16 protein-coding genes and 1 riboswitch are annotated in these 16,661 nt (G+C 64.8%); of the genes, 9 read left to right on the top strand and 7 right to left on the bottom strand.

What is annotated here, in order from left to right; genetic code table 11:
- Positions 1-76 precede the first annotated feature (76 nt).
- Both EOD07_RS03380 and EOD07_RS03375 read left to right on the top strand, forming a co-directional pair.
- Positions 77-964, top strand: a complete 888-nt coding sequence (locus EOD07_RS03380; protein WP_127233958.1) for an EamA family transporter — start codon at positions 77-79, stop codon at positions 962-964.
- Positions 961-1,632 (top strand): lysoplasmalogenase family protein, encoded by a 672-nt coding sequence (locus tag EOD07_RS03375; protein WP_127233957.1) that lies wholly within the window; start codon positions 961-963, stop codon positions 1,630-1,632. The genes EOD07_RS03380 and EOD07_RS03375 overlap by 4 nt, the downstream gene beginning before the upstream one ends.
- A gap of 338 nt (positions 1,633-1,970) precedes the next feature.
- Here EOD07_RS03375 and EOD07_RS03365 read toward each other — a convergent pair whose 3' ends face one another.
- A complete protein-coding gene (locus EOD07_RS03365; RefSeq protein ID WP_127233955.1) occupies positions 1,971-2,402 on the bottom strand; it encodes a cupin domain-containing protein in 432 nt (143 codons plus the stop codon).
- Between the two features lie 10 nt (positions 2,403-2,412).
- Entirely contained in the window at positions 2,413-3,180 is a 768-nt protein-coding gene (gloB, locus tag EOD07_RS03360) for a hydroxyacylglutathione hydrolase (RefSeq protein WP_127233954.1), read from the bottom strand.
- Positions 3,181-3,331: 151 nt separating this feature from the next.
- On the opposite strand from gloB, the gene EOD07_RS03355 reads away from it, so the two are divergent.
- Positions 3,332-4,108, top strand: a complete 777-nt coding sequence (locus EOD07_RS03355) for a methyltransferase domain-containing protein (protein ID WP_073987925.1) — start codon at positions 3,332-3,334, stop codon at positions 4,106-4,108.
- A gap of 116 nt (positions 4,109-4,224) precedes the next feature.
- Entirely contained in the window at positions 4,225-6,066 is a 1,842-nt protein-coding gene (locus tag EOD07_RS03350) for an ABC transporter ATP-binding protein/permease (protein ID WP_127233953.1), read from the top strand.
- A 111-nt stretch (positions 6,067-6,177) separates the two neighbouring features.
- On the opposite strand, the gene EOD07_RS03345 is transcribed toward EOD07_RS03350, so the two are convergent.
- Positions 6,178-7,107: a glycosyltransferase family A protein gene (locus EOD07_RS03345; protein WP_127233952.1), complete on the bottom strand. Its 930-nt coding sequence runs from the start codon at positions 7,105-7,107 to the stop codon at positions 6,178-6,180.
- 330 nt (positions 7,108-7,437) lie between these two features.
- Between EOD07_RS03345 and EOD07_RS03340 the strand changes: the two genes are divergently transcribed.
- Positions 7,438-7,758, top strand: coding sequence for a DUF1330 domain-containing protein (locus EOD07_RS03340; protein WP_041011397.1), 321 nt, complete (start codon positions 7,438-7,440; stop codon positions 7,756-7,758).
- A 30-nt stretch (positions 7,759-7,788) separates the two neighbouring features.
- Here the strand turns inward: EOD07_RS03340 and EOD07_RS03335 are convergent, their stop codons facing one another.
- The 4 genes from EOD07_RS03335 to EOD07_RS03320 form a co-directional block, all read right to left on the bottom strand.
- Positions 7,789-8,742: a glycosyltransferase gene (locus EOD07_RS03335; protein WP_245469807.1), complete on the bottom strand. Its 954-nt coding sequence runs from the start codon at positions 8,740-8,742 to the stop codon at positions 7,789-7,791.
- A 92-nt stretch (positions 8,743-8,834) separates the two neighbouring features.
- Positions 8,835-9,449, bottom strand: a complete 615-nt coding sequence (gene metW / locus EOD07_RS03330; RefSeq protein ID WP_041011284.1) for a methionine biosynthesis protein MetW — start codon at positions 9,447-9,449, stop codon at positions 8,835-8,837.
- Positions 9,450-9,507: 58 nt separating this feature from the next.
- Positions 9,508-10,677 (bottom strand): homoserine O-acetyltransferase, encoded by a 1,170-nt coding sequence (locus EOD07_RS03325; RefSeq protein ID WP_041000320.1) that lies wholly within the window; start codon positions 10,675-10,677, stop codon positions 9,508-9,510.
- A 97-nt stretch (positions 10,678-10,774) separates the two neighbouring features.
- Positions 10,775-10,852, bottom strand: a riboswitch (SAM riboswitch).
- A gap of 121 nt (positions 10,853-10,973) precedes the next feature.
- A complete protein-coding gene (locus EOD07_RS03320; RefSeq protein ID WP_073987921.1) occupies positions 10,974-11,828 on the bottom strand; it encodes an AraC family transcriptional regulator in 855 nt (284 codons plus the stop codon).
- A 179-nt stretch (positions 11,829-12,007) separates the two neighbouring features.
- Here EOD07_RS03320 and EOD07_RS03315 point away from each other — a divergent pair, with 179 nt between their 5' ends.
- From EOD07_RS03315 to EOD07_RS03300, 4 genes are all read left to right on the top strand, one after another.
- Positions 12,008-12,772 carry a phytanoyl-CoA dioxygenase family protein gene (locus tag EOD07_RS03315; protein ID WP_127233950.1) on the top strand — a complete coding sequence of 255 codons (765 nt, stop codon included), beginning with the start codon at positions 12,008-12,010 and terminating at the stop codon, positions 12,770-12,772.
- 134 nt (positions 12,773-12,906) lie between these two features.
- Positions 12,907-13,929, top strand: coding sequence for an ABC transporter permease (locus EOD07_RS03310; RefSeq protein ID WP_127233949.1), 1,023 nt, complete (start codon positions 12,907-12,909; stop codon positions 13,927-13,929).
- Positions 13,930-13,965: 36 nt separating this feature from the next.
- Positions 13,966-14,934: a sugar ABC transporter substrate-binding protein gene (locus tag EOD07_RS03305; RefSeq protein ID WP_073987919.1), complete on the top strand. Its 969-nt coding sequence runs from the start codon at positions 13,966-13,968 to the stop codon at positions 14,932-14,934.
- Between the two features lie 59 nt (positions 14,935-14,993).
- Entirely contained in the window at positions 14,994-16,511 is a 1,518-nt protein-coding gene (locus EOD07_RS03300) for a sugar ABC transporter ATP-binding protein (protein ID WP_127233948.1), read from the top strand.
- Positions 16,512-16,661 lie beyond the last annotated feature (150 nt).

Here is a 16,661-nt window from a genome sequence, read left to right as displayed (position 1 = left end):
GTCCATTGACCATCAGCGCCGGACGGTTCGAAGCGGTGAATTAGGTCAGGCGCCACCTCGCGCCGGCGGGGGAGATATGGCGCGCGCAACACTGATCGGGTTTTCGGCGGTCGCCATGTGGGCGCTGCTGGCGCTGCTCACCAATGCCTCGGGCCAAGTGCCGCCGTTCCTGCTGTCGGCCATCACCTTCGCCATCGGCACCTGCGTCGGGCTCGCCGCCCGGCTGGTGATGCCGGCCGCCGACAGGAGCCAGAAAATCCCGCCACAGGTCTGGGTGATCGGCATAGCCGGGCTGTTCGGCTACCACTTCTTCTACTTCACGGCGCTGCGCAGCGCGCCGGCGGTCGAGGCAAGCCTGATCGCCTATCTGTGGCCGCTGCTGATCGTGCTCGGCTCGGCGCTGATGCCGGGCGAGCGGCTCGCCTGGAACCATGTCGTCGGCGCGCTGCTCGGCCTTGCCGGCACGGTCCTGATCGTCACCAAGGGCGGCGGGCTGGCCTTCGACGCGCGTTACGCCTTCGGCTACGCGATGGCCGCCGTCTGCGCGCTTTTGTGGTCGTCCTATTCACTTCTGTCGCGGCGCTTCCCCTCGGTGCCGACCTCCACCGTCACCTGGTTCTGCGCGGCGACGTCGGTGCTGTCGCTGGTCTGCCATTTCCTGCTTGAGAAGACGGTGCTGCCGGATGGCCCTGGACAGTGGCTGGCCGTCATCGGGCTCGGCCTGATGCCGGTGGGTGCTGCCTTCTATGCCTGGGACATCGGCGTCAAGCGCGGCAACATCCAGGTGCTGGGCGCCGCGAGCTATGCGGCGCCGCTGTTGTCGACGCTGGTGCTGATCGCCGCCGGCGTCGCCGAGCCGTCGTTGCGCATCCTCGCGGCCTGCATGCTCATCACGGGGGGTGCCGCGCTCGCGGCAAAGTCGTTGCTGATGCACAAGCCGGCGGCCAAAGAGGTCAACGCATGATGCCGTTCCCGGGCGGCATCGAGGCCCACGCCAACGCGACGCTTTTGTTTTCCTTTGTCGCGGCCGTGATCTACGCCTTTGCGCTCGACATGCCGCCGAAATGGACGCGCACGGCGGCGAAGACGCTTGCCGTGGCCTTGCTGGCCGTGCTTGCCGCCATGCAGGGCGGCCCGTTGCTGCTCGTCGCGGCGCTGGCACTCAGCGCGGCCGGCGATGCCTTTCTGTCGCGCGACGGCGAAAAGGCCTTTCTAGGCGGGCTGGCGAGCTTTCTCGCCGGCCACATCGCCTATGTCGCGCTGTTCGCGCAGGCAGGCGGCGGGCTCCAACTGCTGAGCGCCGAGTTCTGGCGAGACGCGATTGCTCTCGCCATGGCCGTGTTCAGCATCGTCATGCTTGCCGCGCTCTGGCGCCGCGTCGGCCCGCAACTGCGCATCCCGGTCGCGGTCTATGTCGCGGCAATCCTCGCTATGGGCATTTCGGCGCTCACCACGGACAAGGTCTGGGTGATTGCCGGCGCGGTGCTCTTCATCGCTTCGGACGGGCTCCTGGCAACCGAGCGCTTCCTGCTCGCGGCGATCTCGCCGCATCGCGTCTGGATGCGCCATGCGGTCTGGGTGCTTTACTATGCTGCCCAGCTGGCCATCACGCTGGGGTTCTTGTCGGGTTAGGGTCAAAAGGCAGATAAACGCTTAAGGTCCTTGTTATAAGTTCGTTGTCGCTATCCTGGACACAGGTCGAATAGGTATGTGCAATTCTGTCGTCGGAAATGGCCGGGAATACACCACACCGCGCGACCTCGCAGCATTGGTCGGGGGCGAAGATAAGCTCATTTGGCAGACCAAGAATCCTTTCGTGCCGTGGCCGGAGGGGAAGGATTGGCATGATCTTGACCTGTGCCTGTGTGCGGTAGACATGAACGCCACGCTCGGTAAGGCTGGTCTGCACTGGCACCGTGGTGACGACCCGATGCAATATTTCATAGATTAATCTAGATCCGGCAGTCGGATCATGTTTTCGGCTGCCAGCCAGGCTCGGCCAGCTCGAAGGCGGCGAAATCGAAGCCCGGCGCCACCGTGCAGCCGACCAGCGTCCATTCGCCGAGGCTGCGCGCCGATTGCCACCAGCCGGCCGGCACGACGATCTGCGGCCGTTCGCCGGCGGCGAGGGCCGTGCCCAGCACCTGCTCGATGACCACGCCGGCGCCTTCCTCATGCATCGACAGCGCCAGCGGCGCGCCGGCATAAAAGTGCCAGACCTCGGCCGCGTCCCTCACCCGGTGCCAGGCCGAGAGCTGGCCTTGCTCAAGCAGGAAATAGATCGCGGTCGAATGGCCGCGCGGGCCGCCCGCGGCGTCGCGAAAGGTCTCGGCATACCAGCCGCCCTCGGGATGCGGCTTGAGGCCTAGCGTTGCGATCATCTCGGCGGCGCTGGTGGTCATTCAAGCAGGCTCAAAAATTATCCTTGCGCTTGCGGATCTCGGCGAACACCTCGGCGTCCGAGGCTCTCTCCATGCCAAGATGCTTGCGGATCGACGGGTCGTGCCCGCGCAGGAACGGGTTGGTCGACAATTCCTCGCCGATGGTCGTCGGCAGCGTCGGCTTGTTAGCGGCGCGCAGCGCTTCGATCCTGGCCGCGCGCTGCTTCAGCAGCGGATTGTCCGGGTCGACCGTCACCGCGAAGCGGGCATTGGCCAAAGTGTACTCGTGGCCGCAATAGATGGCGGTTTGCGCCGGCAGCGCCGCCAGCTTCTTCAGCGAGTCATACATCACCGGCGGCTTGCATTCGAACAGCCGGCCGCAACCCAGCGCAAACAGCGTGTCGGCGGTGAAGGCCACCTTCGAGGCCGGCAAATGATAGGAGACGTGGCCGGCGGTATGGCCGGGCGTCTCGATGACCTCGATCCTCTCATCGCCGAGTCGCACGACCGAGCCTTGCTTCACGGTTTCGTCGATGCCGGGGATTTTCGCCTTCTCGGCCTCCGGGCCGACGATGCGCAATTTGAAGCGCTCCTTCAGCGCCAGATTGGCTTCGACATGGTCGGCATGATGATGCGTGGTGAGGATCAATGTCGGCGTCCAGCCGGTGCGCTTGATCGCCGCCAGGATCGGCGCCTCTTCCGGCGCGTCGATGATGGCCGTCTCGCCGCTTTCCGGATCGTGGACCAGCACGCCGAAATTGTCGGTGCGGCACATGAACTGCTCGATTTCGACCGGCATCGCTTGTCTCCATTTGTCGCCGCACACATAGGGCGGGCGGGCGCCGATGTCATCCGCGTTTGTTGAACCTGCGAATGTGTTGAACCTGGCGGGTTTGTCGAACCGGGCGCCTTTGTTGAACTTGGCAGGCTTCACGGCTACCGTCCCGCGCATGCATTCGGATATCGTCGATCTGCGCTCCTTCTACTCGACCACGCTCGGCCGCCTGGCCGAGCGCTCGATCACCATGGCGTTGTCGTCGATATGGGCAACCGTGCCCAACGAGCGGCTGGTCGGCCTCGGTTACACGCTGCCCTGGCTGGAACGCTTCGGCACCGATGCCGAGCGCGTCTTCGCCTTCATGCCGGCGACGCAGGGCGCGGTGGTGTGGCCGGCGACCGGGCCGGCGGCGACGGCGCTGGTCTTCGACGAGGAACTGCCGCTGGTCGATTCCTGCATCGATCGCGTGCTCCTGGTGCACTCTCTCGAACATGCCGAAAACCCGCGCGAGACGCTGAACGAGATCTGGCGCGTGCTGTCGCCGGCCGGCCGCGTGGTCATCGTCGTGCCCAACCGGCGCGGCGTGTGGGCGCGCTTCGAGCACACGCCCTTCGGCAACGGCCGGCCGTTCTCGCGCGGCCAGCTGACCGAGTTGCTGCGCGAGGCGAACTTCACCCCGGCGACATGGAGCGATGCACTGTTCTTCCCGCCGTCGCCGCGGCGTTTCATGATGCGGTTCCACAATGTATTGGAGAAGGCCGGCCGGCGGTTCTGGCCGATCTTTTCCGGCGTCATCGTCGTCGAGGCGCAGAAACGGCTCTATCAGGGCGTGCCGGTCGCGCAGCGCGCCTCTCGCCGTGTCTTCGTTCCGGTCTTCTCGCCGCAGGGGGCAACGCGGCTTGGCCGGCACGCGACCGAACGCGCGCCCCGCCAAGTGACGCGTTCGTGATCGCTGCCGCGCCTTGCATCGCGCAGCGATCATCACCCTATCTGAGGCGTGCCCGATCTAAGCATGCTCGCTTGGCGCGGTGTTCGTGACCGCCGCGGAAACCAGGAATATCCTTTATGGACAACCAGATCGACAAAAAGCCGGGCCCGCAAAAACCCACCGTCTCGGTCGAGGCAAGCAGCCTCGCCGACCAGGTGGCGACGATCAAGCTGGGGCTGAAATCCTCGCCGGTGCGCAGGCAACTTGCCTGGGTCTCGATCGGCATCGTCGCGGTCATCGTCGCCACCTCGATCGGACAGGTCCTGCTCAATCGCTGGAACCAGCCTTTCTACGATGCGCTGGCGCGGCGCGACATGGCCGACTTCCTGCACCAGCTTCTGGTCTTCGCGATGATCGCCGGCGGACTTCTGGTGCTCAATATCGGCCAGACCTGGCTCAACCAGATGATCCGCCTGCGGTTGCGCGAGGCGCTGACGCTCGACCTGATCGATCAGTGGATGCGCCCGGCGCGGGCGTTCCGGCTGGCCAATGCAGGCGCCATCGGCGTCAATCCCGACCAGCGCATGCAGCAGGATGCCGCCCACTTGTCGGACCTGTCGACGGACCTCGGCGTCGGCCTGCTGCAGTCCTTCATCCTGCTCGTCTCCTTCATCGGCGTGCTGTGGCAGCTGTCTTCGGGCTTCGTGTTCCACATCGGCGGCTATTCGCTGGCGATACCGGGCTACATGGTCTGGGCGGCGTTCCTCTATGCCGGCATCGCCTCCTGGCTGAGCTGGCTGGTCGGGCGTCCGCTGATCAGCCTCAACAGCGAGCGCTATACCCGCGAAGCGGAACTGCGCTCCTCCATGGTGCGGGTCAACGAGAATGTCGATGCGATCGCGCTCTACCATGGCGAGCCCGACGCCCAACGCCGGCTGGAGCTCGACCTCGGCACGGTGCTGGGCGCCATGCGGCGCATCTTCACCGCGCAGATCAACCTGTCCTGGGTGACCGACACCTATGGCTGGATAACGGTGGTGGCGCCCATCCTGGTGGCTTCGCCGGTCTATTTTTCCGGCGACATCTCGTTCGGCGGGCTGATGATGGCGGTCGGCGCTTTCAACCAGGTCCACTCGTCGCTCCGCTGGTTCATCAACAATATCGGCAGCATCGCCGACTGGCGCGCGACGCTGATGCGTGTGGCCGATTTCCGTATCGCGCTCACCGAAACCGATGCGCTGCACGACACGGAAAAACGCATCCAGTTCGTTGAAAACGCCAATGGCAGCCTGACCTTCGACAAGCTCGAAGTGGGTTCGCCGGAAGGCTGCACCAGGCTTGCCCAGACCGATGTCGAAATCCACGCCGGCGAGCGCGTCATGATCACCGGCGAGCCGGGCGCCGGCAAGACATTGTTCTTCCGCGCCATTGCCGGCCTGTGGCCATGGGGAAGCGGCCGGATCGGCCTGCCGGCCGGCGAGACGCCCATCTTCGTGCCCCGCGTGCCCTATTTCCCGGCCGGCACGTTGCGCGAGGTCCTCGACCATCCGAACGGCGAGGCCCCGGCGAGCGATGCCGAGATCGCGGCGGTGCTTGGCGAGGTCGGCCTCGATCGGCTGGCAACCGCCCTCGACCATCCCGGGCGGTGGGAACGTGAGCTCGGCGATGACGAACAGCGGGTGCTGGCTTTCGCCAGGCTCGCCTTGCGCAAGCCGAAATGGGTGATCATGGACGAAGCGCTCGATGCGTTCGACGGCCCGACGCTGCGACGGGTGCTGGCCATGCTGCAGAAGCGTCTGCCCGAAACAGCGATCATCAATATCGGGCGCGGTCAGCACAACACCCAGTTTTTTCCGCGCTCGCTGAACATCGTCAAGGATTCCGGCGCGCCGGCGCTGAAACCCGCGCGCGTCAGGGCCGGCGCGATCGAACCGCCACCCGCGGCGCCGCGCCGCAAGAAGGAATCCACTGAAGCTTAAAGCGCGTCGCGCTGAAACGGATTCAGGCGGCGCGCTTCAAGTCTTTGTTTTGATGCATGTGGTTGTCCCAGAACCGCTGCGCACTTCTGGGCGACATGCATTGGAAGGCGGTCAAACCGCCCGGGCGCCGTATTTGGCGCGGAACTCGTCGTAGCAGTCGCGCCGCCAGCGGCGGCCGACGACATAGCCGCGCAAGAGCTGTGGCAGCGAATAGCCGAGCGCCTTGGACGAGCGATTCGCGAGATAGCCGGAAAAGGCCTGCTGCAGCCGGCCCTTCAACGTGTCGGCGATGATCTGGCGAGCGATCATATAGGGCGGGATATCGGGATAGCGGTCGGCGATGTAAGGGTGCTTGTCGATCAGGTTGGCATAGGCCGCGACATAGCCGTCGCGCCGGCCGGAGATCGAGTTCTCCGAATTGTACTTCTTCCAGTCTATGTCCTCGGACAGCAGGGCGCCGCTGCGGCGGGCGAAACGCAGCAGAAGCTCGCGATCCTGCATGCGCGTGATGTCGCTGTCGTAGCCGCCGATCGCGAGCAGCGATTCGTGCCTCGCGGTGATCGCCGAGCCGGCGATGAAGATAGTCTGCGAGACCAGAGCGCGCTGCAGCGTGCTTTTGTCCAGAAAGGCCGCGCGGTTGATGCATTTGGTGCTGCGGCTGCCCTTGAGCGAGACGAACGAACTGATGAGGACTTCGAGCGAAGGGTTCTGGTCGAAGCGCGCCAGCGTCCGCTCCAGCCGGTCGGGCAGATAGACGTCGTCCGAATCGAGGAAGGTCACCACCGGCGCCCGCGCGCGCTCGATGCCCGCATTGCGCGCGGCGTTGGCGCCGCGCCATTTGGCGCCGACATAGATCAGCCTCGGGTCGCGGATTTCGGCGAGCGCGGCGGCCGTCCCGTCGGTCGAACCGTCGTCGACGACAATATGCTCGAATCGGGTAAGTGTCTGCGCCAGGACGCTTTCCACCGCGCGCACGACCTGGCTGCGCCGATTGTGGGTCGGCGTGATCACTGAGATCAGCGGAACATCCTGGCTCGACATCGGGCTGCCACCACCGGTCGAATCTAGCATTTGTCGGATGGGTCTGATGGCTATCTTCGTGTCCACCTTTGATTTGCGGCCGACGCTACAAAAAAGCCACCTTTGTGTCACGCCAGGCCAGCCGAGAAATGCCGAAACTGGCGGCTTTTCCGCAACATTGCGGTTTGATGGCAACACAATTGGCTCTCCGTCGACTTGACGGTCCGTCAGCAAGGGGCGGGGAACGGCTTGTCCCGATGACGTCCAAGGTAATCGACCGAACTACCTGGTTCCCGCATGGTGATCTCCGCGAGGCCGGCCGATCGGCTTCGATCCATCAAGGAGCAGACCATGACCGCTTACGCAGCTGCCCATATGCGCCAAGTCACGCCGGGTCCCTGGATCGTCGAGTATCTTGAGAAGATAGATGCCACGCTGGCGCCGTTCGGCGGGCGTTTCATCGTCCATGGCGGCGATGTCGAGGTTGTCGAGAACAGCTGGCCCGGGCACCTGATCGTCATCGAGTTCCCGGACAGGCAGCATGCGCGGGACTGGTACAATTCACCGGCCTATCAGGCGATCCTTTCGCTGCGCACCGGGAATTCGTTGTCCGACGTGATCTTCGTCGACGGCGTCGAGCATCCGCACAAGGCTACGGATGTACTTGGCTAACAGAGACGACGCGTCGTTCCCGGAGTTACGCTAACTGTGCACGACATAGTCGGGCACGAGTTCAGGCTCGTCGCGAACGAGCCCTGACGCCAGGCTGAAATGACCGAAAAACGCCAAAGTATAGAACGTCAGGCCGACGATCACGGCGAAGGGAATTTGCCAGACCGGCATGCCGGTCTGCGGCGCCAGATTCACCATGCGCCGCAGCGTGCGCCACGACATCGTTCCCCAACGCGTGAATGATTTGACGATACGCTGAACCCTGCCAGGCGCGTGAAGCTCGACGAACTTCCGATCGGCGTCCCTGCCGGTCACCAGCGCGCGCCAAAAGAAGAACCGCCAGCCCCGCGGCGAATAGTGGTAGGCGCGGGCATCGGTGTTGACGATTTTGTGCCCCTCGCGCCAAAGCTCGTGCATCGTCAGCGTGCAGGAAACCTTGAAGCCGTTGTGTCGCGGAAATGGATGGCTGGCGATCCATGTCCGCCGGAAGGCGATGTTGTTGGCGTTCAGCGCGCGTTTGGCGGCAAACTTCTTATCCCCTTCGGCCAGAGGGAAGAACCAGAGCAGGGCAAAGGTCCGCGAGAAGAAGTCGTCGTGCAAAAGATAGGTGTAGCCGTTCACGCAGACGGTTTCCGGCCGTTTGAAGGGTGTCAACAAGCCTGAAAGCCAACCTGGTTCGGCAACCGAATCCGAGTCGACGAAAACCACGATGTCGGCTTCGGTCAAAAGGACACCATTGTTCTTGAGATCGTAGTAGCGGCCACCCGCACAGGCCGCGAAGACCAGATCGGCGACCTGGCCCAAGCGAGGCGCTTCGGCCTCGAAGCTGCCGCGCAGCACATCGCCGTCGGATGGTTGTCCGGTATGCGATATGATGACCGTGGGTCTGGCCAAGCCTGCTTCGGAAACCGAGGCAATCTCGCGCGCGAGAGCGTTCAACCCGACGCTGACTTCGTCCCAGTCGATGAAGTTCGCATTCTCCATCTCGAGGACGACCGAATAGGTTCGCCGTTCCGCCATCTTGTTCCACCCCACCCGGCGCGAGGCTTATCAAAAAGTCCGGAGCGGGGCCAGCCTCAGCGCTTCAGCAAAAACACCGCCTGCTGGCCGAAGAAGTTCCAGAACCACCAGGGCATCGACAGGCCGATCTTCTGGCCGTTGGCGTCGAGCGCGGTTGCCTTCTCGACGGTCGCGCCAAGCTCGTCGCACAGGTTGACGAAGTCGCGGATGGTGCAGAAGTGGATGTTGGGCGTGTCGTACCAGGAATAGGGCAGGTCCTTGGTGACCGGCATCCTGCCCTTGATCAGCAGCGAGAAGCGCACGCGCCAATGGCCGAAATTGGGGAAGGAGACGATGGCGCGGTTGCCGATCCGAAGCAGCTCGTCGAGCACGACCTTCGGGTTGCGCGTCGCCTGCAGCGTCTGCGAGAGCACGACGAAGTCGAAGCCCTTGTCGGCGTAGAATTTCAGATCCGTGTCGGCGTCGCCCTGGATGACCGAGAGCCCGCGCGCCACGCATTCGTTGACGCCGCGCTGCGACAGTTCCAACCCGCGGCCGTCGACCTGCTTGGTTTCCTGCAACAGTTCCAGGAGCAGGCCGTCGCCGGAGCCGACATCGAGCACGCGCGAATTGGCCGGAATAAGATCGGCGACGACCTCCAGGTCGACACGCTGGGCGCGATTGACGCTCATGGCCTCGCCTCCTGCATGGCGCATGATCCCGGTCCGAAAGGTCTGCGGCTCTTCGGGGTCATACGCTGAGCCCCCTCGCACGGGCAGCGGAGGCGATGAAGCCGTTGATGGCCGCGAACAGCTCCGGCTCGTCGAGCAGGAAGGCGTCATGGCCGCGGTCGGTCTCGATCTCGACGAAGGAGACCGAAGCGCCCGCCGCGTTCAAGGCATGCACGATCGAGCGGCTCTCCTCGGTCGGGAACAGCCAGTCGCTGGTGAAGGAGACCAGGCAAAAGCGCGTCTTGGTGCCGGCGAAGGCATCGGCGAGGCGGCCGCCGTGATCGGCGGCAAGGTCGAAATAGTCCATCGCGCGGGTCAGATAGAGGTAGGAATTGGCGTCGAAGCGGTCGACGAAGGTCATGCCCTGGTGGCGCAGATAGCTCTCGATCTGGAAATCGGCGTCGAAGCCGAAGGTCAACGCCTCCCGGTCCTGCAGATTGCGGCCGAACTTGCGGTGGAGCGCTGCTTCCGAAAGATAGGTGATGTGGGCGGCCATACGCGCGACGGCCAGCCCCTTTTCCGGGCGCTTGCCGAAATCGAGATATTTGCCGCCATGCCAGTCCGGATCGGCCATGACGGCCTGCCGGCCGACCTCGTGGAAGGCGATGTTCTGCGAGGAATGGCGGGCGCCGGTGGCGATCGGCAGGGCGCAGAACACGCGCTCCGGATAGCTTGCGGCCCATTCCAGCACCTGCATGCCGCCCATCGAGCCGCCAAGCACGCAAAACAGCTTTTCGATGCCGAAATGGTCGATGAGCATCGCCTGCGCGCGCACCATGTCGCGGATGGTGATGATCGGCAGGTCGAGCCCATAAGGCTTGCCGGTCGCCGGATTGGTCGAGGCCGGGCCGGTCGAGCCGAGGCAGCCGCCGACGACGTTGGAGCAGATGACGAAGAAGCGGTTGGTGTCGATGATCTTGCCGGGGCCGATCAGCACCTCCCACCAGCCCGGCTTGCCGGTCACCGGATTGGTGTTGGCGACGTGCTGGTCGCCGGTCAGCGCGTGGCAGACGAGGATGGCGTTGGAGCGCGCATCGTTGAGCGTGCCGTATGTCTGGTAGGCGATCTGGAAAGGCGAGAGCAGGGTGCCGGCGTCGAGCTTCAGCGGCTTGTCGGGCCCGAACCGCAGCACCGGGCTCGACGGATGGTCGACCTCGTCTTTGGTTCTTGCAGCGCGCTGAGCGGCCATGTCCGTCCTCGATCCTGTGCCGCAGCGGTTTCATCCCGATGCGGTGTCCGGCCGGCCGCGGACAACAAAAAACCGGCATTGCCGTCGCAAAGCCGGTTACAGGTTGCAAACGGCCCTTTAGCGAGTTGTTTAACGTGGCTGCAAGCCGACCGGCCAAATCACCACGGAAGTCTGGCAGTCCTTCTAGGACCAGCGCCGCGCTTCGTCAACGGGTAGCGCGCGGCGCTCCAATCAGTTCAACGCACCTTGTCGCAGGTTCTTGCCGGAAGGCCGTGCGACGCCTTCGCGGAACCTGCTCAGCGCTTCGATGCGACACCCAGTTCACTGCGCCGCCAGGCCGAAGGCGAAATGCCAACCGATCGCTTGAATTCGCGGCCGAAATGATAGACGTCGCAAAAGCCGCATGTCTCGGCGATCTCGGCGATCGGCTGGTCGTCCTGCACCAGCAGTGACTGCGCGTGCATCAACCGCTCGCGCATCAGCCACTGATGCGGGCTGGTGCGAAGATGGCGCTGAAACATCCGCCGGGTCTGCGACGGCCCGAGCCCGGTGACGGCCGACAGGGCCGACGCGTTCCATGCAAAACCGAGCGCCCCGCGCATCGCTTCGATACCGGAGGCGAGCGGTTTCGGCAGGTCGTCGCTATCCGGTCCCGCCAACGCGCGATCGATCAGGAGCAGGAATTCGGCAACCAGTTGCGAAAGGCGCAGGTCGAGGCTGGCGTCGCGGCGGCGCAGCGCGGCAAACAGGCGCTCGAACCAAGGGACCGGATTTGCTCCCTCGGCGAAGATGGCGCGCGGCGCGCCGTCTCCGAACAGCTTGCGCCGCAGGATGGCGGGCTCCGGCCCGTCCAGCCTGAACCAAAGGACCGTCCAGGGATCCCGGGGATCGGCGGAATGGACGTGCGGCGCCTCGTTCGCCATCCAGACCAGTTGGCCAGGCCCGACGTCGATCCTTTGCCCAAGCGTTTCGACATAGCCGGCGCCGGCCAGGCAGTAGAGGATGTCCTGTCCGGGATAGACGGCGCGTTCTATCCGATAATCGGGTCCGGCGGCGACCTTTCCGGCGCGCAGCACGCTGAACGCGGCGCGGGTCCAGGACGGAGCCGGCACATAGTGGAAACTCTCGATGACGGACGTTCTTTTTTTCATGCGCGTTTTATACAAAAAATGCGTTCCCTTTGTCCATTTTGTTCCCTGGCGGATGGACTAATTTCTCCTAACGAGCCTGGGAATGCCGGCCGGAAACGGATCGGGACCGGGCCTTCAAAGAGGTTCAGGGGCGCCCGCGCCGCATCGCGGGACGCTTTGGGGTTCCAGGGAGGATACTGATGCTCGCGATGACCAGACATGAAGCGGAGCTCTACGCGCGCGACGGCTACATCATCCGCCGTGGCCTGCTGGGCGCCGGCGAAGTCGCCAACTTCCGCGACCACGCCCGCAAGCAGCTCGAAGAGGAGCAGAGCAAGGGCGGCGTGATGTCCAAGGGCGACAGGGAAGGCAAGACCACGCTCTTGAAGATGTGGACCAAGGCCGAGGACGACAAATACGGCCTGCTGGCGCGCGACGAGCGGATGGTCGATCTGGCCGAGGATGCCGTCGGCAAGCCGATCTACCTCTACAGCCACAAGATGACCATGAAGCAGCCTAACGAAGGCGGCGCATGGGAATGGCACCAGGACTTCGGCTACTGGTACAATTACGGCTGCCTGGCGCCGGAAATGATGAGCATCTACGTCGCGCTCGACAAGGCGACGCGTGAAAACGGCTGCCTTCAGGTGCTCAAGGGCACGCACAAGCTCGGCCGCCTCAACCACATCCGCGAGAACGACCAGACCAATGTCGAGCAGGAGCACCTGGAAGCTGCCCTGAAGCGCTTCGAGCACGTCTATGTCGAGATGGAGGCGGGCGACGCCCTGGTCTTCGACGGCAACCTGCTGCACCGCTCGGACGCCAACCGCTCCGACACGTATCGCTGGGGCTATATCTGCTCCTACAACGCGGTCGAGAACGCGCCCTTCAAGAAGGTACGCGAATACGGCAACTACGAACAATTGCGCAAGGTGCCCGCCGGGTCTTTCCAGCAGGCCTCCTGAGCGAGCACGACCGGGTACGAGCCCGGCTCCGAGGACATCGACCCGGGCTTGGGCCCAGGCCACGGATCGATGGGAAGATGAAGAACAGCGACGGACGGCTGCAGCCGTTGCGCCGCCGTCGAGGGAGGAATGGGATGGCCGATACGGTCAGGAGCGGCGCGCGCGCGGCAGCCGCAGGCCGGTTTGAATTGTCGCGACTCTTGCGGGTCCGTGAGGCTGGCGTGTTCATCGCGCTGGTCGTGATCTGCTTGTTCCTGACCTTCGCGACCGACGGCTTCCTCACCTCGCTGAACCTCTTGAACATCGGCCGCCAGGTCTCGCTGCTCGGGATCATGGCGGTCGGCATGACGTTCGTGCTGATCTCCGGCGAGGTGGATCTCTCCGTCGGATCGACCTACGCTTTTTCCGGGCTTGCCACCGGCATGCTGATCGTCGCTGGCTGGGGGTTGTTGCCGGCACTCGCGGTCGGCCTCTTCGCCGGCGTCGTCATCGGCATCATCAACGGTATCCTGTCGACCTACGGCCGCCTGCCCTCGCTCATCGCCACGCTCGGCATGCTCAGCATCGTCCGCGGCGCCGCGCTCATCCTGACCAACGGCCAGCCCGTCACCGTCAACGCGCGCAACGGCGCGCTTCCCGACGTTCTCGAGACCTTCAGCTTCATGGGGCAGGGCTATCTGTTCAGCATCATTCCGATGCAGCTCGTGTTCTTCGCCATCATCGCCGTACTGGCTTGGCTGGTGCTTTCCTACTCGAACTTCGGTTTCAGGGTGTATGCCGTGGGCGGCAGCGCCAAGGCGGCGCGCGTGTCGGGCATTTCCGTCAACACCGTGAAGATCTGGGCCTTCGTGCTGATGGGGTTGCTCGCCGCCTTCGCGGGTATCCTCAGCCTCGCCTTCCTGCCGAGCGGACAGGCCGGCCGCACCGGCCTCGGGCTGGAGCTCGACGTCATTGCCGCGACCATTGTCGGCGGCGCCTCGCTGTCGGGCGGCGAAGGCACCATCCTTGGAACCATACTCGGCGTGCTGATCATCGGCGTGATGCGCAACGGCCTTGTGCTGATGGGCGTGTCGCCCTTCGTGCAGGAGCTGATGATCGGCCTCGTCATCATCATCGCCGTCGGCATCGACAAATGGACGACGCGCCGCGCGGTGTGAGGGGCAATCAAGCCAAACAAAAAGGGAGGACTATCCATGAAAATCAGACACGTCATTCTCGCGGCGGCGCTCAGCCTGCTGCCGGCGCTCGCGCATGCCGAGGCCAAGCTCGCCGATTTCTCGCTCGCCGAGCGCATCAAGGCCAAGATCGCCGCCGGCCAGCCGCTCGACATCTACGTCTCCTACCATGACGTCTCGAACGAGTTCGCGCCGTTCATGAAGGCCGGCGTCCAGCGCGCAGCCACCTCGGACAAGGTCAACGCGCAGTTCATCGGCCCGGTCGGCGCCGACGCCGATGGCCAGATCAGTGAGATCGAGACGCTGATGGGCAAGATGGACGGCCTGGCGATTTCGTCGGTGTCGACCGACGCGCTGGCGCCGCTGATCGACAAGGTGATCGCCGCCGGTATCCCGGTCGTCACCTTCAACACCGACAATCCCGAAAGCAAGCGCCTGGCTTTCGCCGGCCAGGACCTCGTGCAGTCGGGCCGCGAGGCCGGCAAGCTGATGGCCAAGGTCCTCGGCGGCAAGGGCAAGGTGATGATCACCACCATCGACGCCGCCGCCCAGTGGTCGCTCGACCGTGAGAAAGGCGCGCGCGAGGCGCTGAAGGCCGAGCCCGGCATCGAGGTGGTCAGCACGCTGAACACCGGCACCGATCCGCAGAAGATCTATTCGGCGATCGAGAACGCCATGCTGGCGAACCCGTCGATCTCCGGCGTCCTGTCGCTGGAATGCTGCTCCACTCCCGCCGCCGGTACCTGGGTCGAGCGCAACAAGGCGGCCGACAAGGTGAAGGTGGTCGGCTTCGACCTGCTCGACCAGACCGTGCAGCTCGTGCAGAGCGGCGACGTGCAGGCCACGATCGACCAGGCTCCGGAAAAGCAGGGCTTCGCCGCGGTCGACCTCCTCGTCCAGTTCCTCAAGGGGCAGACGATCGAGAACCTCGACACCGGCGTCGGCGTCTACACCAAGGAGAACATCGCCGAGGTGGCCAAGAAGTAACAACGCCAGCGTGACGGACTGGCGGGCCACAGGTTCCGCCGGCCCGTCGAGCCAGCTCGATGACGGCCGCCCCATCCCTCGCAAACATCGTCGAGATCGCCGGAGTAACCAAGCGGTTCCCCGGCGTGCTCGCGCTTGACCGTATCTCCGTCGGCTTCCGGGCCGGCGAGGTTCACGCCGTAATCGGCGAGAACGGCGCCGGCAAGTCGACCCTGATGAACATCCTGGCCGGGGACCTGCGCCCCGACGGCGGCAAGCTGCTGGTCGACGGCCAGGAGGTGAAACTATCCTCTCCGCTCGACAGCCGCGCCCACGGCATCACCGTCGTCTATCAGGAGCTGGCGCTCTGCCCGACGATGAGCGTGGCCGAAAACATCATGATGTCGGACATGGCGGCACGCTCGGCCGTTTCGCTGCTGCCGCGCGACATGATGCGGCGCAAGGCGCGCGCAGCGCTCACCCGGCTCGGCATGGGCGGCCTCGACCCCGACACCAAGGTCGGCCGCCTGTCGGTCGCCGAGATGCAACTGGTCGAGATCGCCGGCGCCATCCGCCAGAACGCCCGCGTGCTCGTGCTGGACGAGCCGAACTCGGCGCTTTCCAAACGCGAAAGCGAAAGGCTGTTCGAGGTCGTCAGGCAGCTTCGCGCCGAGGGCGTGACCGTCATCTACGTGTCGCACCATCTGCGCGAGGTGCTGGATATCGCCGACCGCGTCACGGTGATGCGCGACGGCCGCACGATCGTGACGATGGACAATGAGGGCCTGTCCGAGGACCAGCTCATCCGGGCCATGGTCGGCCGCGACCTTGGTGCCGCCCTGCAATGGTCGCTTCAGGCCGAGCCCAGGCCTGAAGGCGACGACGCCGTGCTGAAGGTCGAGAACCTCGAGGCGGCGGGGCTGGAGGATGTTTCCTTCAGCGTGCGCGCCGGCGAGATTCTCGGCATCGGCGGGCTTCCCGATTCCGGCAAGGACGCGCTTGGCGACGCGCTTTTCGGGCTCTGCGCCCGGCGTGGCAAGGTCACGATCGACGGCAAGGACTTGCGCGGCGCCGATCCGCTCGCCGCGATCCGCCTCGGCATGTCCTTCGTTCCGGCCGACCGGCGCGGTTCCGGCGGCCTTCTGCGGATGAGCGTGGCCGACAATGTCGTCTCCGCCTCGCTGCCGCGCTTTTCGCTGGCCGGCTTCGTGCGGCGCGGCGCCGTGAAACGCGAGGCCCGCGCCCAGGTCGCGCGGCTCGACGCGCGGATTTCACATCTCGGCCAGAAGCTGGGAACGCTTTCGGGCGGCAACCAGCAGAAGATCATCCTCGGCCGCAGCCTCGTCACCAATCCACGCGTGCTGGTGCTGCACGAGCCGACGCGCGGCATCGATGTCGGCGCCAAGGCGGAGATCTACTCGATCCTGCGCGGCATCGCCGGCGAAGGCATGGCGATCGTCATGATCTCCTCGGAGATACCGGAGTTGATCATGAATGCAGAACGCGTGCTTGTGCTGCGCGACGGCCGCGTGTCGGGCGACCTCACCGGCCAGGCCATCAACGAGACGGCGATCCTCGCGCGCGCCATGACATCCTGAAACGGGAATGCGGATGACCAAGCCAAAGATAACCATCGTCGGCAGCTTCGCGGTGGGGCTCACCATGCGGGCGCCCAAGCTGCCCATTTTCGGCGAAACCATGCTCGGCACCGATTTCGACATGGGTCCGGGCGGCAAGGGGTCCAACCA

This window comes from Mesorhizobium sp. M2C.T.Ca.TU.002.02.1.1 (genome assembly GCF_003997225.1).
This window is presented reverse-complemented; position numbering and strand designations above follow the sequence as displayed.